Source organism: Nonlabens sp. (genome assembly GCF_039941875.1).
Taxonomy (GTDB): Bacteria; Bacteroidota; Bacteroidia; order Flavobacteriales; family Flavobacteriaceae; genus Nonlabens.
Map to the genome: position 1 here is coordinate 54,028 of NZ_JBDVDQ010000001.1, position 22,531 is coordinate 76,558.

The 22,531-nt window shown below is 33.5% G+C and carries 24 protein-coding genes; 5 read left to right on the forward strand and 19 right to left on the reverse strand.

Annotated elements, in window-relative coordinates; all coding sequences use genetic code 11:
• Nucleotides 1-72: 72 nt before the first annotated feature.
• Complete coding sequence (locus ABJF08_RS00250; protein ID WP_015363810.1) at nucleotides 73-936, reverse strand: RNA polymerase sigma factor RpoD/SigA; 864 nt, start codon at nucleotides 934-936, stop codon at nucleotides 73-75.
• A gap of 330 nt (nucleotides 937-1,266) precedes the next feature.
• Between ABJF08_RS00250 and ABJF08_RS00255 the strand changes: the two genes are divergently transcribed.
• Nucleotides 1,267-1,950, forward strand: coding sequence for a DUF2490 domain-containing protein (locus tag ABJF08_RS00255; RefSeq protein ID WP_348114045.1), 684 nt, complete (start codon nucleotides 1,267-1,269; stop codon nucleotides 1,948-1,950).
• Nucleotides 1,951-2,037: 87 nt separating this feature from the next.
• Here ABJF08_RS00255 and ABJF08_RS00260 read toward each other — a convergent pair whose 3' ends face one another.
• The 5 genes from ABJF08_RS00260 to ABJF08_RS00280 form a co-directional block, all read right to left on the reverse strand.
• On the reverse strand, nucleotides 2,038-2,463 hold the full coding sequence (locus ABJF08_RS00260; protein WP_348114046.1) for a hypothetical protein: 426 nt from the start codon (nucleotides 2,461-2,463) through the stop codon (nucleotides 2,038-2,040).
• The gene (locus ABJF08_RS00265; RefSeq protein ID WP_348114047.1) at nucleotides 2,460-2,840 is read right to left on the reverse strand and encodes a hypothetical protein; all 381 of its coding nucleotides are present in this window, start codon (nucleotides 2,838-2,840) and stop codon (nucleotides 2,460-2,462) included. The genes ABJF08_RS00260 and ABJF08_RS00265 overlap by 4 nt, the downstream gene beginning before the upstream one ends.
• Nucleotides 2,825-3,208 carry an alkyl hydroperoxide reductase gene (locus tag ABJF08_RS00270; RefSeq protein ID WP_348114048.1) on the reverse strand — a complete coding sequence of 128 codons (384 nt, stop codon included), beginning with the start codon at nucleotides 3,206-3,208 and terminating at the stop codon, nucleotides 2,825-2,827. Before ABJF08_RS00270 ends, ABJF08_RS00265 begins: the two co-directional genes overlap by 16 nt.
• 130 nt (nucleotides 3,209-3,338) lie before the next feature.
• Entirely contained in the window at nucleotides 3,339-4,457 is a 1,119-nt protein-coding gene (locus ABJF08_RS00275; protein WP_348114049.1) for a GTP cyclohydrolase, read from the reverse strand.
• 3 nt (nucleotides 4,458-4,460) lie between these two features.
• On the reverse strand, nucleotides 4,461-5,441 hold the full coding sequence (locus ABJF08_RS00280) for a transporter (protein WP_348114050.1): 981 nt from the start codon (nucleotides 5,439-5,441) through the stop codon (nucleotides 4,461-4,463).
• A gap of 83 nt (nucleotides 5,442-5,524) precedes the next feature.
• Between ABJF08_RS00280 and ABJF08_RS00285 the strand changes: the two genes are divergently transcribed.
• The 4 genes from ABJF08_RS00285 to ABJF08_RS00300 are packed head-to-tail and all read left to right on the forward strand — an operon-like array spanning nucleotide 5,525 to nucleotide 11,034.
• Nucleotides 5,525-5,794, forward strand: a complete 270-nt coding sequence (locus ABJF08_RS00285) for a DUF4834 family protein (RefSeq protein ID WP_348114051.1) — start codon at nucleotides 5,525-5,527, stop codon at nucleotides 5,792-5,794.
• A gap of 29 nt (nucleotides 5,795-5,823) precedes the next feature.
• Nucleotides 5,824-8,292, forward strand: a complete 2,469-nt coding sequence (locus tag ABJF08_RS00290) for a YfhO family protein (RefSeq protein ID WP_348114052.1) — start codon at nucleotides 5,824-5,826, stop codon at nucleotides 8,290-8,292.
• Nucleotides 8,293-8,296: 4 nt separating this feature from the next.
• Nucleotides 8,297-9,592, forward strand: a complete 1,296-nt coding sequence (locus tag ABJF08_RS00295; protein ID WP_348114053.1) for a glycosyl transferase family 1 — start codon at nucleotides 8,297-8,299, stop codon at nucleotides 9,590-9,592.
• The gene (locus ABJF08_RS00300) at nucleotides 9,583-11,034 is read left to right on the forward strand and encodes a polysaccharide biosynthesis C-terminal domain-containing protein (RefSeq protein ID WP_348114054.1); all 1,452 of its coding nucleotides are present in this window, start codon (nucleotides 9,583-9,585) and stop codon (nucleotides 11,032-11,034) included. The genes ABJF08_RS00295 and ABJF08_RS00300 overlap by 10 nt, the downstream gene beginning before the upstream one ends.
• Nucleotides 11,035-11,085: 51 nt before the next feature.
• Here the strand turns inward: ABJF08_RS00300 and ABJF08_RS00305 are convergent, their stop codons facing one another.
• From ABJF08_RS00305 to ABJF08_RS00365, 13 genes are all read right to left on the reverse strand, one after another.
• The gene (locus tag ABJF08_RS00305) at nucleotides 11,086-12,276 is read right to left on the reverse strand and encodes a hypothetical protein (RefSeq protein WP_348114055.1); all 1,191 of its coding nucleotides are present in this window, start codon (nucleotides 12,274-12,276) and stop codon (nucleotides 11,086-11,088) included.
• Nucleotides 12,277-12,500: 224 nt separating this feature from the next.
• Nucleotides 12,501-13,151: a hypothetical protein gene (locus ABJF08_RS00310; RefSeq protein ID WP_348114056.1), complete on the reverse strand. Its 651-nt coding sequence runs from the start codon at nucleotides 13,149-13,151 to the stop codon at nucleotides 12,501-12,503.
• Nucleotides 13,152-13,227: 76 nt separating this feature from the next.
• Nucleotides 13,228-14,691, reverse strand: a complete 1,464-nt coding sequence (locus ABJF08_RS00315; RefSeq protein ID WP_348114057.1) for an NAD(P)/FAD-dependent oxidoreductase — start codon at nucleotides 14,689-14,691, stop codon at nucleotides 13,228-13,230.
• Between the two features lie 139 nt (nucleotides 14,692-14,830).
• Nucleotides 14,831-15,304, reverse strand: coding sequence for a hypothetical protein (locus ABJF08_RS00320; RefSeq protein WP_348114058.1), 474 nt, complete (start codon nucleotides 15,302-15,304; stop codon nucleotides 14,831-14,833).
• Between the two features lie 88 nt (nucleotides 15,305-15,392).
• Entirely contained in the window at nucleotides 15,393-15,767 is a 375-nt protein-coding gene (locus ABJF08_RS00325) for a hypothetical protein (RefSeq protein WP_348114059.1), read from the reverse strand.
• A gap of 269 nt (nucleotides 15,768-16,036) precedes the next feature.
• Nucleotides 16,037-16,951 (reverse strand): glutaminase, encoded by a 915-nt coding sequence (locus ABJF08_RS00330; protein ID WP_348114060.1) that lies wholly within the window; start codon nucleotides 16,949-16,951, stop codon nucleotides 16,037-16,039.
• Between the two features lie 328 nt (nucleotides 16,952-17,279).
• Nucleotides 17,280-17,699, reverse strand: coding sequence for a DNA-binding protein (locus ABJF08_RS00335; RefSeq protein ID WP_348114061.1), 420 nt, complete (start codon nucleotides 17,697-17,699; stop codon nucleotides 17,280-17,282).
• Nucleotides 17,700-17,839: 140 nt separating this feature from the next.
• On the reverse strand, nucleotides 17,840-18,808 hold the full coding sequence (locus tag ABJF08_RS00340; protein ID WP_348114062.1) for an alpha/beta hydrolase: 969 nt from the start codon (nucleotides 18,806-18,808) through the stop codon (nucleotides 17,840-17,842).
• A gap of 120 nt (nucleotides 18,809-18,928) precedes the next feature.
• The gene (locus ABJF08_RS00345; protein ID WP_348114063.1) at nucleotides 18,929-19,675 is read right to left on the reverse strand and encodes an SDR family oxidoreductase; all 747 of its coding nucleotides are present in this window, start codon (nucleotides 19,673-19,675) and stop codon (nucleotides 18,929-18,931) included.
• 60 nt (nucleotides 19,676-19,735) lie between these two features.
• Entirely contained in the window at nucleotides 19,736-20,299 is a 564-nt protein-coding gene (locus tag ABJF08_RS00350; RefSeq protein ID WP_348114064.1) for a TetR/AcrR family transcriptional regulator, read from the reverse strand.
• Nucleotides 20,300-20,482: 183 nt separating this feature from the next.
• The gene (locus ABJF08_RS00355; protein WP_348114065.1) at nucleotides 20,483-20,908 is read right to left on the reverse strand and encodes a hypothetical protein; all 426 of its coding nucleotides are present in this window, start codon (nucleotides 20,906-20,908) and stop codon (nucleotides 20,483-20,485) included.
• A 28-nt stretch (nucleotides 20,909-20,936) separates the two neighbouring features.
• A complete protein-coding gene (locus tag ABJF08_RS00360; RefSeq protein WP_348114066.1) occupies nucleotides 20,937-21,548 on the reverse strand; it encodes a hypothetical protein in 612 nt (203 codons plus the stop codon).
• Between the two features lie 186 nt (nucleotides 21,549-21,734).
• The gene (locus tag ABJF08_RS00365) at nucleotides 21,735-22,316 is read right to left on the reverse strand and encodes a pentapeptide repeat-containing protein (protein ID WP_348114067.1); all 582 of its coding nucleotides are present in this window, start codon (nucleotides 22,314-22,316) and stop codon (nucleotides 21,735-21,737) included.
• Nucleotides 22,317-22,531: the final 215 nt, after the last annotated feature.

Sequence of the window (22,531 nt, forward strand, 5' to 3'; positions counted from 1 at the left end):
ACATTATTAATATTTCATAAAAAAAGCACCACAATAAAGTGGTGCTTTTAATACTTATTTTAAGATAGAGGACTATCCTAAATATGATTTAAGGATCTTACTTCTTGAATTTTGACGTAATCTTTTGATACCTTTTTCTTTAATCTGGCGCACGCGCTCACGAGTTAAATCAAAAGTTTCACCGATTTCTTCTAGACTCATAGGTTGTTGATTACCGATACCGAAATAAAGGGAAATCACGTCTGCTTCTTTTTGAGAAAGAGTTTCTAATGCACGAGTTATCTCTAAAGTAAGAGATTCATGCAATAATTCTCTATCAGGGTTAGGTGACTCACCACTACGAACAACGTCGTAAAGGTTAGAAGTTTCACCTTCTTTAAGAGGCGCATCCATAGATACGTGACGACCTGCATTCTTAAGAGATTGTTTCACATCACTTACCGTCATGTCCAGTTCTTTTGCAAGTTCTTCTGGAGATGGAGGACGCTCATGCAATTGCTCAAGATGAGAAAAAGCCTTATTAATCTTGTTAATGGATCCAATCTTATTTAATGGAAGACGCACGATACGTGACTGCTCTGCTAGTGCTTGTAAGATGGACTGTCTAATCCACCATACCGCGTAGGAGATGAATTTAAAACCACGAGTCTCATCAAATCTTTTTGCAGCCTTTACGAGTCCGGCATTACCTTCATTAATAAGATCTGGAAGCTTAAGCCCTTGATTTTGATACTGTTTTGCAACAGATACCACAAAACGTAAGTTTGCAGTGGTCAACTTCTCAAGAGCTCTCTGATCACCTTTCTTAATGCGCTGTGCTAGTTCTACTTCTTCCTCTGCAGTGATTAGATCAATTTTAGAGATATCCTGTAGGTACTTATCAAGCGATTTTGATTCACGGTTTGTAACCTGTTTGGTGATTTTGAGTTGTCTCATTTAGATAATAAAGATTAAAAAATTAATGACCTGACAGCTTTTGTCAGATGATAATAGTATAGCAAAAATCATACCAAAAGTGTTTTTTATGACACCTTATCAGGCTAGTAATACTGTGACTTGTGCTGCAATTTTATTAGTCGTCACAAGTACATTTTTGTTACATAATTATATGGCTCTGGCATATAAAATATAACAAGTGAAGATCTTAACATCAGTACTGTAAGCACATGAAGGTGTAAATATTACATAAAATTAATGGCAGAATTTGTTAAAATAGTGGTTATTTAAAGCATAAAATTATATTTTGTCACTATTCAAAAAGATTCTATGAATTTAAGATACGTTCTATTAATTTTTATTCTGTCATGTTTTTACTGTCAGTCACAGACAGGAGTAAGTGAAACTGGTTTATGGACGCAGTACATTTATAAAAAAGCATTTAATGAAAAATGGGCTATAGCTGGGGATTTTCAATACCGCACGTATGAGGTAGGTAACGATTTTCAGCAGTTTATCGCACGAGCAGCAGTTTCTTACCAGCCTGCAAACACGGCGATAGACTTTCAAGCTGGTTATGGTTATTTTACGGGACAGCCATTCGGCGCAAGCGACACTTCTACTACAGAGCATAGATTACATCAGGATATGTGGTTTGCTAGTAATGTAAGCCATCGTTTTGAGCTTAAACATCGCTTGAGAATAGAAGAACGCTTTATAGAAGATCAGGATTTTAGAACGAGATTACGTTATACTTTATTTGTTAATGTGCCATTTAATAATAAAGCCATAGTTGATAAAACCTTATACCTCGCTCTATGGAATGAGATTTTTATTAATGGACAGACAGATACCGGATCTGATACTGTAGAATATTTTGATAGAAACTGGGCATTTGCTGGTTTGGGATACAAATTGAATTCAGCTCTTAAATTTCAGGCAGGTTATATGCGAGAGATAACACCTGGAATAAGTAAGGGGCAGGCAGTTCTTACCGTATTTCATAGCTTGTAACATGTTATTATTAGTAATAGGTGTTCCGCTTTCGCGAAAGCGGAATTATAACAATCTTATTGATTTAAAGAAGGCATGGTAACTAGATTAAATAGCTAGTATATTTATGAAGTTGAATAAAAATATACTACAGAATAAAACTACACGCACCCAATTGTATTTAACAAGTTTTGTCTGGATATCACGATCTGTACTGTTGTGTTCTATTTTTTCATGAAGCGAAATAAACACGAGCATGGTTAATAACCAGTTTGTGGCGATTAACAATAAATCTATGATTTCATAAAATGAATACGTTAGTTGTGTAATCATTAAATAAACAGAAATACTTAATTGTGCTAACATTAAAGGCGCGACTATAGAGGTAATTTTACGAGTGTATAAAGGATGCCATACAGATAATTTCTCACTTGTATAATGCAAGAAACTAGGGTAGATAATGATTTGTACCATCCATATAAGCACAACGAGACCAAAATCTATCAGTAATTTAGTGAGAATTATAGCATTCATATTTTTGTAATTTTATAAGCCCAATATATTAAAATAGGGTGGATGACTATTAGTCGCAACCAGCCTATCCATGAAGGTAAGCATAATTCTCCAGCACAACTGCCATTAAGTAAAAAGTAAACGTGTGAAATAATGAAAGCTAGTAGCATAGCGATGGTTAAATAACCTGCCATTTTTCTAGTTTTATAAAATACAGCCATGGTAGCTACTGTTAATTCTGCAGCACCTGCTATGTAGTTAATTAGTAGTTTATTACCTATCCAGTCAGGTATAACCTCTAGATAGATGTTTGGTTTCATAAAATGCATGATTCCTGCAACTAGATAAACAGCTATAAATGTGAACAGTGATAATTTATGTGTTATTTGAGTTGCCATTTATAATCGGTATGTACTTTTTTAAGTATTAAAAAGAATGGTATCCACCATATAAAGTCGTTAGTTAACAAGGTGTAAATAAATTCAAATGGTACTATGTCTTGTGCATAATTAAATATAAAGCCTAATGGGCCAAATATTTTACCTAAGAATCCTACAGCAACTATAGGCCAGTGTTTCATAGGATTATAACTAGCCCACCAATAGCCTAATCCATATACTCCTATAACCATTCCCATACCTTGCCATACCATAGGGTGGTTGAGAGGTTCCATGCCTACTATTTCAAAGAAATGATTAGGGAATAATACAACCCACGCTCCCCAAATAAGATTATAAATAGCAGCAAGTTTTAAGGTAAGTTTCATTTGTTCTTTATGTGGTAAGTCTGCAGTGATAGGATATCATTACAAACATTTTTACGACATTTTTTATCTATTAGAAATAGATGATTTAAGGAAACTTACCTTAAAATAGATAGATGTTTAAACGTGTTTTTTACAAGTCCTTGCGATATGTTCTTCTTCTTTTATGAAGTATAGGGTCGTAGTTTTTCCAAGATGCTTGGACCGCCATGTTATCTTCTAACTCTGGATTAGTCTCACATTTTGAAATACCATAATTCATGAAGTTCTGAGTGATATTTCTAAACATCATTGCAGTTACTCCTTTACCTTGATATTCTGGATCGATACCTATTAAATAGAATGCAGCCTCTGTATTTTTCTTTTTAGCTTTTAATAAATGTAAAAAACCAAATGGGAATAATTTTCCATTTGCTTTTTGAAGCGCCTTAGAAAAAGAGGGCATCGTTATAGCAAATCCTACTAACTTATCATTCTTATCGGTTACTAATTCAATAAAATCAGGATTTATAAAGGGTAAGTATTTGTCTTTATAAAGTTCTATTTGATACTGTTGTATAGGTACAAATGTTACAAGATTACTGTATGTTTTATTAAGTAAATCAAACATAGCGTCTACATAGGGTAGAATCTCTTTAGTTGATTTAAAACGTAAAGATTTTAGGTCATATTTACGCGCTATAATATCGGCAAAACGGTTGATCTTATCAGGAATAGGGTTAGGTGGTTTAAATTTAAATTCTACCCATTCGGCAGCTTTTTCATAACCTAATTTTTCTAGATGCTCCATGTAGTAGGAGTGGTTGTACCAGGTAATCATAGTACTTACCTCGTCAAAACCCTTTATGAGCAATCCAGCTTTATCCATATTAGAAAATCCTACAGGACCTTCGGTAAATTCTAGTTTTTGTTCTCTACCTAACTCGTCTACTTTATTAAGAAGTGCTCTAGTAACTTCTATGTCGTCTATCATGTCCAGCCATCCAAAACGCATTTTAGATTTTTTCTGTTCATTAATCTCAATGTGATTAATTAATGCAGCAACGCGACCTACGATCTTATCATTTTTATAAGCTAGAAACATCCAGCACTCTGCATTTTTGAAAACCTGATTTTTATCACGATCAAAAATGTCAATTTCGTCTTTTATAATAGGTGGGACAAAATAGGCATTGTCTTTATATAGGTCCAGTGGAAATTGGACAAACTTTTTGATGTCTTTCTTAGACTCAATTTTACGTACTTCAATCATAATTTATATCCCGCCTTCTTCTTCAAGATTGAGCTTGTTCTTCTTTTTATCTTTTTTACTTTTCTTACCGCTACCTTGACCATTACCAGTCTGCTTGATAGGAGAGTCCTTATGAAAATCCAGTCGGTAAGACATTCCTACATTTACTTGAAAGACACTTGGTGTATCTTTAAAGTTTAATGTACCACTAGCATCTACCTGCCAGTCTTTGGTTACTAAATAAGCAACACCACCACGGCCTAAATCATCACTATAAAAGTCAGATTTGATCCCTTGATACTCTGCAAAGATCGCCCATTTATTATTTACACTGTGTGTCATAGTTAAGAACAACTGATAAGAAGGGAAATCGGTACTTATTCTGTCTGCTACTATGTTAGTTACAAATACCCAGCGACCCCAATTATTTTGAGTTATTAGTTCTATTCTAGGTGATACAGTAGGATCATTGGGCGGTGCTAATGGGTTAGTGGTACTACCAAAGTTTAAATTTGCTCCTGCATAAATAGATACAGCAGGAATAAGGTCTTTCCAGTTTAATCTATTATTTGCTTTCCAACTTAATAAATTTACTTGTTTCTCACCAAAGAATTTAAGCGGATCAAAAACGAGATATTTTGCGCCCAGTGTACTTCTAGAAAAATTAGAGAAAGAGGTTTCTGAAGATACAGAACCATTAAAATCAGTTTGGTCGACAGTTGCATAGTTTCCTACGTAAGAAAATTCCAGACGTTCTAGAAATGCACCATAGCGCAATTGAAAATTTGCTCCTATATAATCTCGGTCATAACGTTGTAGGTCATGTTCTTCAGTTCTATAATATAAAGAGCCTTCAACTTGTGCAACACCTTTACCTACAGCAAATGCACCTTGAGACCTTCCAGGGCTATTAGTGTTTATTGTTTCTGTATATTGTGCATTTGCCATTTGTGTTGTAACAAAAAGCAATATGAGTAGACCAATACTTTTAAATGTGTGATTCATATATCATTATTCTAGATCAAATTTAATATTTCTTATAGAGTATCATGGATTAGACATATTATTTTTACATAAAAGATTATCATTTGGAATTTTTACAGACAGTATTAATTATATTAATAGTTCTAGTTGCCGTAAGATTATTATGGAGAGCATTTGGAAAAACCGTGCTTAAATGGCTAGGAATGAAAGCAATGCAACGTGTTCAGAAGAGCTTTGAAAAACGCACTGGATTCAACACCGGCGAGAATCCTTTTCAAAATCAACAAGCAAAATCTACTAAGACCACAACATCGTTTAAATCAAATGAAAATAAAAAGGTAGGTGAGTACATCGACTTTGAGGAAATTGATTAATTTTCATAATTCATTTATTTAACGTCTTCATGAAGTTTGATTTTAAGAAATTATTGCCACATCTAGCTGTATTTGTGGTGTTTATTATTGCTGCACTCGCATATTTTCACCCTGTTTTAAGTGGTAAAAAAGTGTATCAAAACGACATAGTTCAGTATAAAGGTAACGCTAGGCAGCTCATAGATCACCGTGCAGAGACTGGAGAAGAGCTTTATTGGACAGATGCTGTCTTTGGTGGTATGCCTACTTATCAGTTAGGTGCGCGTTATGATTATGATCTTATCGATAGTCTAGATAGAGCCATAAGATTTTTACCTCGCCCGGCAGATTATCTATTTCTATACTTTGCGTCCTTTTATGTCCTCATGCTAGTGATGCGTGTAGATTGGAAAATAGGATTATTGGGAGCGCTTGCCTTTGGTTTTTCTACTTATCTCATCATAATCCTAGGTGTAGGTCACAATGCAAAAGCGCACGCAATAGCTTATTTCCCGCTTGTGTTAAGTGGAATAATTCTAGTTTTTCAAAAACGTTACCTCCTTGGTTTTATCGTCACTGCGCTAACAATGGCGTTAGAATTGCAAGCTAATCATCCACAAATGACTTATTACTTGCTTCTAGCCGTAATAATCCTAGGTATCGCTTATTTAATCGATGCTATTAATAAAAAAGTAGTACCTCATTACTTTAAGTCAATAGGTATTATGACTGCAGCGGTAGTTCTTGCATTGGGAACTAACGCTGGTAACTTACTAGCGACTAGTGAGTATTCAAAAGAAAGTACTCGTGGAGCATCAAATATTACCGTTAACGCTCAAGGCGAAAACGTGGAAGTAAAAGAAGGACTAGACTACGATTACATCACTGATTACAGTTATGGATTGTCAGAAAGTTTCAACCTTATTTTACCTCGTTTTGCAGGTGGTGGTAGTGGAGATGCTTATGAAGAAGACAGCAATAGCCGTAAACAGTTATCAAAAATAGACCCCTCTTCATTAAATGAAGAAGAAATGGGATACTTAAATCAGCTGGTCTCATTAAGTCAGCGTAAATATTGGGGTGACCAGGCTATAGTTGAGGCTCCTGCATATTTAGGAGTTAGTGTTGTATTCCTTGCATTACTTTCGCTATTCTTAATAAGAGGTAGGTTAAAATGGTGGACACTTGCCGCTATTGTTTTAGCATTACTACTTTCTTATGGTAAGAATTTAAGTTGGCTTACAGAGTTATTTATCGATTACGTTCCATTTTACAACAAATTCAGAGCTGTTACATCTATTCAAGTGATAATAGAAATGTGCGTTCCTATTCTTGCAGCAGTAGGATTATGGCAGTTTTTTAATGAAAAGACTACTATTGATAAAAAACGCAAATCTTTACTTTATGCAGGTGGTGGCTTTGCAGGAGTACTGGTTATTATCGCATTATTAGGTTCTTATATATTTAACCTTACAGGCCCTTATGACGAGTATTTACTGGATTTCCCACAATTAGGAGCTCGATATGTAGACGCTTTAAAAGCAGATCGATTTGCTATGATCCAAAGCGATGCTTTAAAAGCTTTACTTTATGTAGGTATTATTTGTGGTGCTTTATATTTATTACTGTCTGATAAAATAAAAGAAACCGTTGTATTAGTAATTTGTGGTGTAGTAATTCTCTTTGACCTGATCAGTTTTGATACGCAGTATGTAAATGATGAAGACTACGTGTCTGCTAGAGAGTATGCTTTACCTTTCTTAAAAACGGAGGCAGACGAGCTGGTTTTAAAAGATAAATCACATTTTAGAGTATACGATCAGTTAGCAGATCCTGTTAATAGTGGTAGAGCGGCATATTTTCATAATGCGATGGGTGGTTATCACGGTGCAAAGCCTCGTAGATTTCAAGATCTGATGAATTTTTATTTTGCTGGTCAGGATGTAATTACTCGAGAGCAACTAGAAATTCTAGGTATGTTTAATACTAAATATATTCTAGGTCAAAATGCAAATGGTACCGTAGCTCAACAAAATCCTATTTTATCAGGTAACGCATGGTTTGTTACAGATACTAAAGTGGTAAAAGATCAAAATCAAGAGATTTTATCTATTAAAGAACTTAATGCAGATTCTCTTGCGATCATTACTCAAGATCAAAAAGAACTTATAGGACTTAAAACGGTAAGCAAAGATTCTACAGCAACTATAAATTTAAAAAACTACAAAACTGAAGAACTTACTTATACGAGTTCTAACTCTAGTGATGGGCTAGCGGTGTTTTCAGAGATGTATTATCCGCATGGATGGATAGCTACTATAGATGGAAAAGAAGCGCCTATTGCACGTGTTAACTATGCGCTAAGAGGGCTGTCGGTTCCTGCAGGAGAACATGAGATAGTCTTTAAGTTTGTACCTAGTGTTGTTAAAACAGGATCTACTATCATGTTGATCAGTAATATTTTATTGTTACTCGTTATCTTAGGTGGATTATTTATCGTGTTTAAAAAGAAAGCCTAAGTTGTTGAAAAATCCCCTATTGATTATAAGTTATTACTGGCCGCCAGCTGGTGGACCAGGTGTGCAACGATGGTTAAAGTTTGCAAAATACCTTCCTGAAAATGGGTTTGATGTAACCGTTGTTATCCCTGAAAATCCAGATTATCCAGTCTTGGATCCAACTCTTATGGAAGAGGTTCCTAAATCTATTGATCTCATAAAGGTTAAAATAAAAGAACCTAGTAGGATGGCTGGTAAGCTTTCGCGAAAGCGTACTAAAAACCTACAACGCGGTATATTAAAGAAAGAAGCTGGTATTTTAGAACGTGCCCTAGTGTGGATGCGTGGTAATTTATTTGTTCCTGATGCGCGAGTGGGATGGAAGCATCGTGTTCTAAAAGATATAGAACCTTATTTAACAAATAATCCTACAGCTACTGTTATTACTACCGGGCCGCCTCATTCTGTACATTTAATAGGTTTAGAATTAAAGAGCTTAGTGCCTTCTATAAAATGGCTGGCAGATTTCCGTGATCCATGGACTACTATAGGATATCACAAAGATCTTAAACTAGGTAAACGCGCACAAAAACGTCATATAGATCTAGAAAAAGAGGTTCTTAATACTGCCGATTTATTAATTGTGACGAGTCCTCATACAGGAAAAGAATTTAAAACTAAAACATCTCGACCTATTCAATTGATTACCAATGGTTATGATATGATGGCAAATACACAAATGCGCCAGCCAGAAGGTAAATTTGTATTATCTCACATAGGTACTTTATTATCAGATCGCAATCCTCAATTACTCTGGGAATCTTTACATGAAATCTGTCTAGAAACAGAAGGTTTTACTGCAGATTTTCAACTACAACTGGCAGGTAATGTAAGCGAAGAGATACTAGAAAGTATCTCACATTATAAACTAAATGATTTCTTAGATAATAAAGGTTATGTGTCTCATGAAGAGTCTGTTAAACTTATGTTTACTGCACAAGCATTATTACTTATAGAAATAGATTCTGAAGAGACTAAAGCGATTTTACCTGGTAAGATATTTGAATATTTTGCTAGCCGCAGGCCTATAGTTGCTGTAGGTCCTAAAGGTGCAGACATAGAACTGTTAATAACAGACACACATTCTGGTGAGTTTTTTAATTACCAGCAAAAAACGGCGCTTAAGAAACATATTAATCATTTATATGATCTCTATAAAAAAGGAACCAATGATGGTAATTCTAATGACTTGATAGATCGTTATAAAAGATCTCAACTCACTAAAATTCTTGCTAAAACCATAGAATACGTATGGGAATAGTCATTAAACAGTCTGGATGGAATCTAGTTATAACTGGCTTAGGATTTGTTCTAGGTGCTTTGAATGTTTTGATTCTAGCACAAGTTTATCTATCTGACGATTATTACGGATTGTGGAATTATGTATTGTCTTCGGCATTTTTATATTTTCCACTGATGTCTTTTGGTATTCATAATACCATTGTGAAATACTTCTCTAGTTATACTACAAAGAAAGAACAAGATGCATTTTTAACTCAAATGCTGTTGTGGCCATTGTTTATTATTCTGCCTGTTCTATTTATTATTTATCTCGCGCAAGAACCTATTGCTGCTTTTATATCAGAAAAAAATGTGATTACAGGAACTTACTTATGGTGTATACCGCTAGTTTCTATTTTTCAGGCATATTTTGAAATTTTTTATGCTTGGGTTAAAGTACACATGAAAACGGTAGCTGGTAATTTTCTTAAAGAAGTATTCTATCGTGCAGCTGCAACAGTAACTTTATTATTACTCGCGAACGATGTTATTAATCAGCATCAGTTTATTTATAGTCTGGTGGTTATTTATGCTTTAAGAGCGTTGTTAATGAAGCTAATCGCGTTAAAAACCTATTTCCCTAGTTTTAATTTAAGAAGATTACCTAATAGAGGTCAGGTTTTAAATTACTGTATTTATATGATTATCGCAGGTTCTATTTCTACGGCATTAATAGACCTAGATAAATTTATGCTGAATCAATATGTAGCTATTGATAAAATAGGGTACTACGGCATAGCGGTATTTATTGCTACTGTAATAGCTGTTCCTGCACGTGGTATGGCGCAAATAACGCATCCCTTAACTGCTGGTTATTTTAATAGAAATGAAATGAATGAGGTGCAAACTCTTTATAAAAGAAGTTCACTTAACCTTACCGTTATAGCAGGATTTCTATTAGTGATTATTACTTGTAATCTTAATGAGTTTTATGAGTTAATGCAACCAGAAACACGCATTGCCATTCCAGTCGTTTTTTTAATTGCGATAACTAAGTTTTTTGAAAATGTTTTGGGCAGTAATAATGCGATACTTTATAACAGTGATTTGTATAAAGTGACATTATGGATGGGATTGGTGTTAACCTTTGTGGCGATAGGTTTGAATTGGATTCTTATTCCAAATTATGGTTTAATAGGTGCTGCTATTGCTACTTGTGTGGCTTATTTGTGTTACGCTTTCGCGAAAGCGTACTACGTTTATTACAAATTAAACATGCATCCATGGACCGCAAAATCTTGGAGCTCTTTACTCATGATTGCAGTAATTATTGGGGTGTTTTATTTCTGGGATTTCCCATGGAATCCGTATATAAATATTGCCGTTAAATCTATAATAATTGGGATCACATATTTGATAACCACTTATAAATTAAATCTTTCTACAGAAATTAATCGAATTATAGAAAAATACATACCATAAAAAAATGCCGATCATAACGATCGGCATTTTGTGTTTTATAAGAAAGTAATCTTACCCACGACTACTTCTCAAGGTCGTACTTCGACTAGTTTTCTTTTTAGAAGTATTAGTAGATCTAGTACTTCTCGCTTGCGTGTTTCTAGAAGAAGAACCACGTGTAGTAGCTCTACTATTTGTACTGCGAGTAGAACGTGTACTTACTGAATTTCTACTAGGTGTAGATCGAGTAGTAGTTGCTCTACTAGTTCGTGCTGGAGCGGTCGCTCTAACGGTACGACTTCTATTACTTCTAGGTGTAGCAGTGGTAGATCTAGTCGTACTTCTGTTAGAAATAGCTCTAGTATTTGCAGGTCTAGAAGTTCTAGTCGTTGCCCTATTAGATCTACTGTTACTTACGGTATTGCGACGTGTAGCCACTCTAGTAGAGGTAGCAACATTTCTACCACGAGTGGTTCTAGTTACCTGACTTCTACCTGTAGAGATAGACTGTCTATTTCTATTTATTCTGTTGTTTACCGCTACAGCTCTACCACGAGAATTGCGACGTCCTCTTTCAAAACTTCTATATGTTACTCTATCATTAGGTCTATAAAAGTTTCTATGCGTGTTTGCTCTTCCATAACGACCATTATAATAGGTAGGCGTGTTCCAATAATTTACATGATACGACCATGCATAACGTATAGGGAAATAAGACGCTCTATATGGTGTGTTGTAGATTACACATCTGTTTACAACTGGTACACGGTAATAAGTGTGCCATGGTTGATATACATAATGTCTGTTATAAGAATTAATGTAACCGTCGTAGTAATTAATTACTCCTGGGCTGCTGTAGTAAACTCTTAAATCACCTAGACGATTAATGAATCCATTGTTGTAGTATATATCTACAGTACCTATTTGATTTACACGACCATAAGAATCATAGTAAATAGGGATTTCTTCTATTTGAATTACAGCACCATAAGAATCGTATTGTACATAACGGTCATAATCATATCCTGAATTAAAAGAAACTTGAACGTTTCCTGTATTCACAAATACATTGACACCATTTCTATCTTGCAAATAATTAAAATCAAACTGACCGTCTGGAAAAACAGCAAACTCGATTCCATCTTGATTAAAAATAAAGTTCTTACTGTAATTACGGTAGCGTGTGTCGTCCTCAGAATTTTCGGCACTTGAGAATCCTAATCCTAGGATAAAAACAAGTGTTAGGGTAAATAGCTTTTTCATAATATATAGTATTAATATCAGTAATTATGTCTACCGATGTTATATACTAATCAACCAGCGTGCCAAAAGTATGAGGACTCTATGTTAGCATCTATGTGATTGTTATTTTTTTAGTCTTAAATAATTTAATTTCAGGGTGTTAAAAATAAATCATTTCAAAAATAGGTGTTGTGTGTAATAGGTTTACCTACCATAAAATGTAAGTGTGTCTTTAAACAGCTAGTTTATCTAAAGGTTAAATATTTTATTCTAGACGTTAATGGAGCATCATACTCTTCATTAATTCCATGATGTGCATTGAGTGTAAAAATTACATCATTTACAGTTACTGTAACTCTAGATTCGATCTCACTACCCATAGCTTTTGCATTGGGATATACGCTCAATAATTCTGCATAAGTATTACCTATTCCTATCATTTTAGGTGGTGTGGCATTTTTATGTGTTAATGCAATGTCAGTAACCTGGTCAGCAGAATAATAAATGTCAACCATAGGAAAGCCACTTTTAGTAATCTCGTAAATAGGAATTTGCCCATCTCCAGATTCTCTAATAGTCGATTCCATATTCTGATTTGCTTTAATATTTACATTTTGCAATTCTTCTAAGGACATTCCTGGTTTTAACTCTTCTAGCTCTATGTATTTTAAGGCTTCTAGACCATTAAAGGCAATTAAATCTTGTGCTACTGCTGGAGTAGATTTGGTTTTATCCACCACGGTTACGTTACCACTTGATTTTACACTAGTTTTTACATTGCGTGTATTTGATGGTATCATATGAGAAGAATCACCGGTAACAGCAGGTGCCTTGGTGTTTTCTTTACAACTAGTTATTGCAAAAATAACGGCTATTAAAACGACTAACTTTTTCATAATAGAGTATTGATTAAGTCAAATCTACAATTACTCCACGTTTATAAACTACACTTTAAGAAAGAAATAGCTAGTTCTATTCTTCTATTTCTTGTCTTTTAAGAATACGTCCTCTAGGTTCATCTCCTTTGTGTAAAACAACATCAGAGTGTAAGAATTGGGCTGCCTGAGCAGAATCTTTTACTTTACTAGCTGTGCGTTCGAACATAGCTTTTTCAAAATCATTGAGAACAGCATCTCTTAAACCAGTCTCTTTCCAGTTAGATTGTGGACGACAGCCTACATAGATAGCACGTGCTAGTGATAACGCATCTAGTAATGCCTGGTTTGCTCCCTGACCTTTAAATGGACTCATAGGGTGCGCTGCATCGCCTATAAGTGTTGTATCATCATTATTTTTAAATACTTCTGGATCTAATAACGATCTATCATATACTGGATAACCAGAAATTTGTGTTTCTAGTGTGGCATTCATTATTTCAGGAATAGGTGAGTGCCACTGTGTTCTCAAGACCGCTTCTTTTTTAAGAGCTGCAGGACCTAGTTTACTTAGTTTTTTTGCATCATTTTCTGACATAGGAAAACTAAGTTGCCACATAATCGTGTCAGAAGAGTATGGCATCATATAAATACGCTCTTTCCCATTTGCTGTTTGAAATACAGTTGCATTATCTAACAAATCATGTTCTAGACCATTAAGACTAGCTAATGGACAGATACCTAAAATAACAATACAATCTAGATAACGTAATGGAGTAGGAGCATCACCTATTAACAGTTTGCGCGTAGTACTGCGTATACCGTCTGCACCCACGACTAAGTCGGCAGTTTTTATTATCTCTTCTCCATTTACTATAAACTTAAGATTTATAGCATCATTTTTATTTTTTTGAAAATCTATTAATTGGTGTCCCCAGGTGACTTTATCATCACCGCCCAACTGATCGAGTAAATCTTGACGTAAAGACTGTCTAGCGATATGTACGTTAGTACGTTTTGAATAATTGTTTTCCTTAGAATCTAACCATTTTCTAATTCCCCATTCTCCTATAACGCTACCATCTGTAGTGTGTACAATATGTTTAGTAGATGTAATTCCTTCTCTTAAACTAGTAATACCTAGACCTTCTATGGCTTTGCTAGCCTGTTGTAATGTAAGGCCATAACCCTGTGAGCGTTCATTAAAACTGCCATCACGTTCATATAGGGTAAAAGGAATACCTCTATGTAAGCAAGCAACAGCAAGTGCCGTACCACCTATACCGCCACCTATGATGGCAACATGTGGATAGTTATCTACATCTGCATCGGGAAATGAATCGGTGCTTATTAAACCAGATCCGTTACAATTTAAACAGGTGTATTGATGTGCTTTAGGTCGTACAGGTTCAGGACCAATACGATTTGATTTTTCAAATTGTTCTACGGCTCTCAGATAATTTAAACGCACTTTTTTGCGCAGTCTTCTGCTTTTTTTTCCACGACCTAAACAGTCTGGACAGCTGGTCCATGCGGTGCTATTATATTGCTCGTTTTTCAATCTTTGATTTGGTAAATGAGGTGTAAAGATAAAAAAGCTGATAGAATCAATGGTTAGATTCTACCAGCCTTGTGAGATACTATTAGTAAAAGAGCTATTACAACTGTTTGTTCAACTCTTTTTATAAATCAAATACGACTTATAATAGATTACTGGCTTTTTGTTTCCATGTAGCAGCCAGTGCAATCTCTCCATTTAATTGAGAGCTTTTATTCTCATTGTATAATTCAAATTGTTCTACTTTAGAACCATTTTTAGTTGTAAATACTAAGGCGATACGTTGTACTACCTCATAACTAGAAGAATCGTTTTTAATACGATTTGTATCCTTTTTCACCTCACAAGATTTTATATAATTAAGATCTATTTCTTGTAATAGCTCTTTATCATTAGTTTTTTGATAGCGATATATTTTATTTAGGCTATCTAATCCTAAGGCAAAATCGTTGTGAATAACATAATCTACTAATGTTGCTCGATTTTTTAAAATGTGCTGTTGTAACGTTTTTTTGAGGTGTTTTTCTTTTTGTTTAGTTCTGCTGTTTATGAGAACAAATGGTGTTATACAAACGGTTAATAGTATAACAATAGTGATTATCATTCCTGAATTCATGATATATTTTTTTTGATAATGTGTATAGTGAGTTGACATGATTTATGAAAACCATGCGTATTTAATTAACGGTAAAATCACTAGTTAGTTACCAGAAAGAATGAAATGGAAATATAATATCCTTAATAAGGGAATGGTGAATAAAAATGTAGTCATAGCTTACATTTTTACTGCCTTCTTTTATGGAGAGAAAGCTACTTTTGTTAAGCAGCCCATAGGCATGATAAGAAAAATGATCTGTAGTTAATCGCGATCTTTCTGGAGCAGCTAGATGTACGATAGATTGCACATCTGCACCAATTAAAAGATGATGGTGGTAATAAGATGTAGCTTCTACAGTAGCGGTATCCTCTATAGGATACTCGATTAAATGATCCGAGAACGTCACATTTCCAGCACTTACAGATACTATGAAAAGTACCGATAAGGCTATGAAATTAATGAAATGTTGAAACGTTTTCAAAATAAAATAAATGCTTGATTATAAACTTTGTGTCTATAGAAAATACATTTTTCTAATAGAACAGCAAATGAATAACAAAATCTGATAGCTCAAATGAAATTTTAGTTAAATTATTCCCATGTTTAAAACTCTATTTAAGCAGGCCATGGCAAATATTAATGAGTTTAGTTTTTAAATGTTCCGCTTTCGCGAAAGCGAGACCTATATCTATGGAACTATATTTTTATATAGATATCTAACATGTTCAAGTAAGCTCGTGACTTGTATATTTAAAAAATGGACACCTCAGATAAAGTGGTAAATGCCTCTAGAAATTTCATGCCTCTAAAGGAATTCCCTTTTATATTTAATTTAGGACTCCACACAGCTATGGTATATTCATTAGGATAAATGGCAATAATACCGCCGCCTACACCACTTTTACCAGGTAAACCTACTTTAAAAGCAAAATCTCCTGACTCATCATAAAAGCCACAGGTAAGCAAGAGTGCATTAATCCTTTTAGTCTGACTTCTAGTGAGTATTTCTAGATGATCATGTACCGTTTTTCCTTTATTAGATAAAAATAAAAACAGCTTAGATAAATCTTTACAACTTAATTCTAGAGAACAAATGTCAAAGTAAAAGTCCAGCACCTCATTAGGATCATTATTAATATTACCTAGTGATTTTATAAAATTACATAGAGCGATATTACGGTAACCTATCGTTTTTTCTGAAGATGATATTTTTGCACAATAATCTACCGTTTTATTACCAGACATGCTTCTTATAAATGCCAGTAGATCTTCTTTAGGATGGTCTAGATGGCTTATTAAAACGTCTGCAACAATTATAGCACCTGCATTTATAAATGGATTTCTAGGTATTCCGTTATCATTTTCTAATTGTATCAAAGAATTAAAACCGGTACCAGATGGTTCTACACCGACTCTATCCCATATACGCTCTCCCAAGATTTTATAGGCCAGACACAAGGACAGTACCTTTGCAATACTTTGTATAGAAAAATTCTCGTCAAAGTCGCCTTTACCGTAGGATTCTCCAGAATTAGTGGCGATATGAACACCAAATTTTTCTGCATCTATGGTGGCTAGTTCTGGTATATAAGAGGCTAGATTACCTATATTTTCCATCTTTGATACTTTTTCAAAGACCTTATCAATCACCTTATTATTATCCATAGACTCGACTTTATTTCAATTATTACGGCAAAGGTAATAGGGGAGCACCGCGTTTTAAGTAACTATTTCAACTTTTAAAAGAGCTTTTTTATCCTATAGCTATTTATATATATCAAAAATGATGGGTTTTATAAGCTCGTACTCTTAATAGTATAACTTACTATTTATAATTATTAAGGTAGGGTTGTAGTTCCGCTTTCGCGAAAGCGAGACAACAAAAAAGCTTATGAATCAAAAACACTCTTGATTCATAAGCTTTAAAATATAAAATTACCATTTCTAGAAATAATAGATATTTATTTTTTCTAGATCAATTGAATGAATAGAATTAGCTTAATAACTCTATTCTGTCTGCGGTAATGTTGATCAATTTCTCTTTATAAAGATTACCTAATGCTTTTTTGTAAGACTTTTTACTCATGTTAAATTGAGTACGTATAATATCTGGTGAGCTTTTATCAGTGATGAGTAAATATCCATCTGGACTTTCTCTAAGTGCTTCAAGAACAGTATTTGCGTCGTGATCTATTACATTAAGATAGCCTTGAGGTCTAAGAGAAACATCTATTTTTCCATCTTCTCTTATGTTTTTAATAAAGCCTATGCCTTCCATGCCTTCTTCCATTTCTGAAAAAACTTCACTTCTATAAAGTAATCCTTCTAACTCACCTTCTATTAAAACATTATAACCTAAAGGAGTTTCCCTCTCTATGGTTAATCTTACTTTATCACCTACCTGTAAATCCATTACTGTATAAATTTAAATCTATTTCTTTGTAAAAATGCAAAGGTAGGCCTTATGTAGAGATTTAAGATTTGAGTAATAAAGATATATGTTTTAACATCTTAAATAAAGGATGGAGTAGTGGGATGTAAGTTTTTAAGGCTCTATTCTATTTCATTTTTAGCTAAAAATTCTAGGATGAGTTGTGCTATTTCTGTTGTTTTTTCCTCTGCGGCAAAATGACCAGCATCTATAAGGTGTAACTCTGCATTTGGTAAATCCTTTAAATAAGCTTTTGCTCCATTTGCATTAAATTTGAGATCTTTTTTACCCCAGGTAATTAAAGTTTTAGGTTGTTGTTCTCTTAGCATTTTTTGCCACTTGGGATATCTAATCAAGTTAGTATTATAATCTTTAAATAACTGTACCTGTATTTCTCTATCTTTCTTTGATTGTAAAAAAGCTAAATCGTGTGTCCAAGCATCTGGACTTTGGATATTCATATTAGTACTATCTAAATCAAATAAATACTGCTTATTTATAATAGCATCTTTACCAGTTAGGCGGTATAAAAATTCATGTTTAGCAAGAGATGTATCTGTTTGAGCTGTTCTGAAAAAATCTTGTCGTTGAGGAGTAAGACCTTCTAAGTAAGCATTTGCATTTTGAACAATTAAAGCCTCTATACGTTTTGGGTTATTCATCATCATGCGATAGCCTACAGGTGCTCCAAAATCCTGCATATATAAGATGTAATTCTCTACTTGTAGTTGATCAATTAACTTTTCTGTATACGAAGATAGTAAGTCAAAAGTATAGGTTGTGCTGCTAGGATCAAAATGTGTACTGTAACCAGAACCAAGGTTATCTGGAGCAATAACATGATAGTTAGTAGCTAACATAGGAATTAAATTTCTGTAAGAATGTGAGGAAGATGGGTACCCATGCAGTAGTAATATGGTAGGATTACTGGTATCTCCTGCTTCTCTATAAAACAGTTTTGCACTGTCTATTTCTACATAATTGTATGTTGTTTGCGGTGGTAAAAAAAACTCTTTTTCAGTTTTTTCTGTGCTTTCCTGACATCCAATGAATGCTGTTATGACAACTAGAATTAGTGCAAATTGTTTCATCTTTTATTTATTTTGATTTTTCATGAATTTGGTTTAGATCTCTATTTATACGTATAGATGAGAAAAAAAGTCATAATCAACACTAGTGCTAATTATGACTTTTATTAAAATTGTATCTATTTAATTTCTACCAGCCATAACGCCACCGTCTGTATCCCAAATAGCACCTGTTACCCAAGCAGCTTTGTCAGATAATAAGAACACTATACTGTTTGCAATATCTTCTGATTCACCAAAACGACCTATCGGATGAAAACCATTAAAACCAACTAATGCTTCGTTGGCAGCTTCTTCACTTCCAAAAACGCTATGGTATACAGGCGTATTAACTAATGCTGGTGATACAGCATTAACACGAATGTTATCATCTGCTAGCTCCATTGCTAAGTGTTGTGTTAATGAATGTAATCCTGCTTTTTGCATAGAATAAGCAGAAGAAGGTGTTGCTTTTACAGCTTGTTTAGCCCACATAGAACCTACATTTACAATAGAACCTCCTTGAGTGGCTTTCATTTTTTTAGCTGCACTTTGAGTAATAAAAAAGAAACCTCTGTTTAAGTCTAAATAAGAGTTATAATCTTCCATTGTGTGATCTAAAAATGGTTTAGGTCCAAAAATCCCTGAAGCGTTTACTAAATAATCTAAGTTGTCTAATCCATCTATACTTTCAATAAGTGATGTTACTTCTGTAGTATTAGATATGTCAACAGTGTGTTTAATTAGATTATCAGCGTCGGCTATTTTATCAGTATTTCTTCCTACTACGTGTACGGTTGCACCACCTTCTAGTAAGGTATTTGTTGTTGCATTACCGATTCCACTTGTTCCACCTATTACTAAGGCTACTTTGTTTTTAAATTCTTTCATTTTGTTTACTTTGATTATTAATTTAAGACAGACAAGTCTGTCTATTTTGATATAAATTTTTTAAGCTATTATTTTTTCACACAAATTTTTAGATTCTATAATAGGCCAGTCTTGTTGATGTAGGTGACTTTCTCCCACAGCACTTTCATAGAGTAAATAGATTTGTCTCGATAAGGAATTGATTTGTTCTCCTTTGATATTTTCTATATTGTGTTTTACTAAATCTGCTATAATGGCTATAAAACCATTTTTTTGAGATTGTATCTCGCTTCTTATAACTTCATTATCCTTAGGGATTTCTGAAACTGTTTTGATACACCAGCAACCATTAAAATCATTATCTTGATAGAATAATTTAAGGAAATCAAATATGGCAAGTATCTGGTTTTTTCCTTTCTTTTTAGACTGAGTAAAATTTTGAAAATCTGTTAAGAAATTAATGTTTTTGAATTTAAGATAAGCTAGACAAATTTCTTCTTTTGACTTAAAGTGATTGTATAGAGTAGCTTTAGCAATTCCAGCTTCAGCAATTATTTGATTGATACCAGTAGAGTTATAGCCATTTTTATAAAATAAAAAGGAAGCTGTTTCTATAATTCTATTTTTTACTTCGGCATGTTTCATAATGCAAATGTACATCAAAACTTTAAAAACAGACCAGTCTGTCTGTTTTTAATTTGATTGAAGATGTCTTAGCCTTTGTAAAAGTAAAATATTCTTAACTAGTGTAAAGAGCTCTTAAGAAGACGGATTGTGAACCGCCGTGCACGAGAACCCCACGAACGGTGGTGTGAGAGGCGCACTCTGCTAGTTTCTAGCAGAGCCGTCTGCTCGATTGCCAGTAGGTTTTTTTACACGGTTATCTATCATATTATTTTTTTCTAGCATAACAATCTCATCATTGAACTCAATTACAATTCTGTTTTGAATAAACTTATTCATTAGACTAGTTGTTAGTTTTTCAATCTCTTTCTTTAAAACAGAATGCTCCAATTCAAATTTCGGATAATTTATAAATCCAATTTTTAAATGTGGTTCAATTTGACCGCTTAAAACAATAATGCATTTAGATATTGAACAACTTAAATGAATATTTCTATTAAGAATTAAGTTATCTTGATATTTCTGAATAAAACTTATAATTTCATTCTCTTGAATTGGTTTTTGTTCATACCCATATTCTAATCCAATATTTATTACTGCTGAAAAGTATTTAGTTGAAATTCTATTCATTTTTATTCAGTTTTTTCATAAGCTCGATCTATCTTTTATTGCCCATTGGTGTATATAATGGAATTATAGAGTCTTTAGTTTCGTCGTGGTACTTTTTTTCTTCTTCAGGAGTGTTTCTCTTTTTTGTTTTCTTGTTTGGTTTAGACAAACTCGAATGGTAATCAAGTTTAGCCTTATCGAAATTAGCTTTATATTTTAAATCAACACGATATGTTAATATTTTCTTTAGTTTATTTATATTCTTGGCATTTTCGATAAGTTTTATAATGTGTATTTTTATTGGCTTATCCGCAAGTATTTTGAGCGATTCACTACGTAAAAACTCCAACTGAACTTTCTCATTTTCATCTCGTTTTTGTCTTATTTCAGTTTCTTTTTGTCGTTTGATTTTTCTTGAAGATTTTTTAGTTAATCGACGTAATAGGATTTCAAGGTCATTCAAAACTTCAGACTTGTCTTCTTTGCTTATATCACTATGAACCATATCGAGATGAGCCGATAAGGTTGGTATAGAAAACTTCTGTTCTATTTGACAGTAAAGGCACTTATAAGTAGCAGATTTAATCGGTTTATTTCTTGAATTTGTCTTTTCAAAATTACTGGCAACAACCGAAGGTACATTGCGAGTGTGGCATTCCATTGCTATGCTGTTTTTTTAGTTAAGGTTGTAGATGTGAAAGTACATAACAAATTTAGAATTCGCGTACCTCACAGGTTATTAAAAAGAGTGAGATAAAGTAGTTGAGTTTACTGTAAATGCAATTCTTTAGTCTACAAGCATAGCTTACATTTTCGTCTGTTTCTTTGACCCATTCTTGATTGTATTTTAAAAGTCCGGTTCTATTTTGATATTATATTTAGTTAAAAGTCCTACAACCGTTTCTAAAGTAAATTTGGCTCCTTTAATACGATTGTTTTCAGGATCGATAATGAAATTAGAAGAGCTTCTGAAATCAGCGTTCTTTAGGGTTGTATTTTTAAATATTGCATTTTGTAAATCGCAATCATCAAAAACGGAATAACTCAAATCACACTCTGTAAAATCAACATCGTGAAGTTTAGATTTGTAAAATATGGTCTTTGATAATTTTAGTTTGTAAAATGTGGAATGGTTTAGTTGGCAATTTTCAACTTTTATCGAAAAAGCAAAGTCATTGCATTTATCGAATTGTAAACCTAGCATCTTACAATTTTTGAAAAGTATATTCTGAATTCCTGTTTGTAAAGTATGAGCTGAGCTCAAATTACAATCATAAAATTCACAGTCAATAAAACAGATATTTGATAGGTCAGAATTTGAGAAATTACAATTTAAAAAAGTACATGATTCATAGTCACCTTTTTCAAGTCCTATTTCCGAAAAGTCCTTTCTTTTAAATATTTTATCTTCTATAAACTGTTCGTTCATTTTATATAGATGTTTTTTCTGTCTGTAAACAACAACCAAAGGTGTAATTAGAGTAAAAGTATTCCATATATACCCTGCTATTAATGTTATGATTATAGAAGTGAAAGTACAAAACAATTTTAGAATTAATACACCTAACAGGTTATTAATAGAAGTGAGGTAGGATATTTAATACTTGATTACAGACGTAAAAAAAGGACTAATATATGATGATG

Excerpts from the sequence above, each read along its gene's own strand:
- ABJF08_RS00250 (WP_015363810.1), bottom strand. The coding sequence starts at position 936 with ATGAGACAACTCAAAATCACCAAACAGGTTACAAACCGTGAATCAAAA.
- ABJF08_RS00255 (WP_348114045.1), top strand. The coding sequence starts at position 1,267 with ATGAATTTAAGATACGTTCTATTAATTTTTATTCTGTCATGTTTTTAC.
- ABJF08_RS00260 (WP_348114046.1), bottom strand. The coding sequence starts at position 2,463 with ATGAATGCTATAATTCTCACTAAATTACTGATAGATTTTGGTCTCGTT.
- ABJF08_RS00265 (WP_348114047.1), bottom strand. The coding sequence starts at position 2,840 with ATGGCAACTCAAATAACACATAAATTATCACTGTTCACATTTATAGCT.
- ABJF08_RS00270 (WP_348114048.1), bottom strand. The coding sequence starts at position 3,208 with ATGAAACTTACCTTAAAACTTGCTGCTATTTATAATCTTATTTGGGGA.
- ABJF08_RS00275 (WP_348114049.1), bottom strand. The coding sequence starts at position 4,457 with ATGATTGAAGTACGTAAAATTGAGTCTAAGAAAGACATCAAAAAGTTT.
- ABJF08_RS00280 (WP_348114050.1), bottom strand. The coding sequence starts at position 5,441 with ATGAATCACACATTTAAAAGTATTGGTCTACTCATATTGCTTTTTGTT.
- ABJF08_RS00290 (WP_348114052.1), top strand. The coding sequence starts at position 5,824 with ATGAAGTTTGATTTTAAGAAATTATTGCCACATCTAGCTGTATTTGTG.
- ABJF08_RS00300 (WP_348114054.1), top strand. The coding sequence starts at position 9,583 with ATGGGAATAGTCATTAAACAGTCTGGATGGAATCTAGTTATAACTGGC.
- ABJF08_RS00305 (WP_348114055.1), bottom strand. The coding sequence starts at position 12,276 with ATGAAAAAGCTATTTACCCTAACACTTGTTTTTATCCTAGGATTAGGA.
- ABJF08_RS00310 (WP_348114056.1), bottom strand. The coding sequence starts at position 13,151 with ATGAAAAAGTTAGTCGTTTTAATAGCCGTTATTTTTGCAATAACTAGT.
- ABJF08_RS00320 (WP_348114058.1), bottom strand. The coding sequence starts at position 15,304 with ATGAATTCAGGAATGATAATCACTATTGTTATACTATTAACCGTTTGT.
- ABJF08_RS00330 (WP_348114060.1), bottom strand. The coding sequence starts at position 16,951 with ATGGATAATAATAAGGTGATTGATAAGGTCTTTGAAAAAGTATCAAAG.
- ABJF08_RS00335 (WP_348114061.1), bottom strand. The coding sequence starts at position 17,699 with ATGGATTTACAGGTAGGTGATAAAGTAAGATTAACCATAGAGAGGGAA.
- ABJF08_RS00340 (WP_348114062.1), bottom strand. The coding sequence starts at position 18,808 with ATGAAACAATTTGCACTAATTCTAGTTGTCATAACAGCATTCATTGGA.
- ABJF08_RS00345 (WP_348114063.1), bottom strand. The coding sequence starts at position 19,675 with ATGAAAGAATTTAAAAACAAAGTAGCCTTAGTAATAGGTGGAACAAGT.
- ABJF08_RS00350 (WP_348114064.1), bottom strand. The coding sequence starts at position 20,299 with ATGAAACATGCCGAAGTAAAAAATAGAATTATAGAAACAGCTTCCTTT.
- ABJF08_RS00355 (WP_348114065.1), bottom strand. The coding sequence starts at position 20,908 with ATGAATAGAATTTCAACTAAATACTTTTCAGCAGTAATAAATATTGGA.
- ABJF08_RS00360 (WP_348114066.1), bottom strand. The coding sequence starts at position 21,548 with ATGGAATGCCACACTCGCAATGTACCTTCGGTTGTTGCCAGTAATTTT.
- ABJF08_RS00365 (WP_348114067.1), bottom strand. The coding sequence starts at position 22,316 with ATGAACGAACAGTTTATAGAAGATAAAATATTTAAAAGAAAGGACTTT.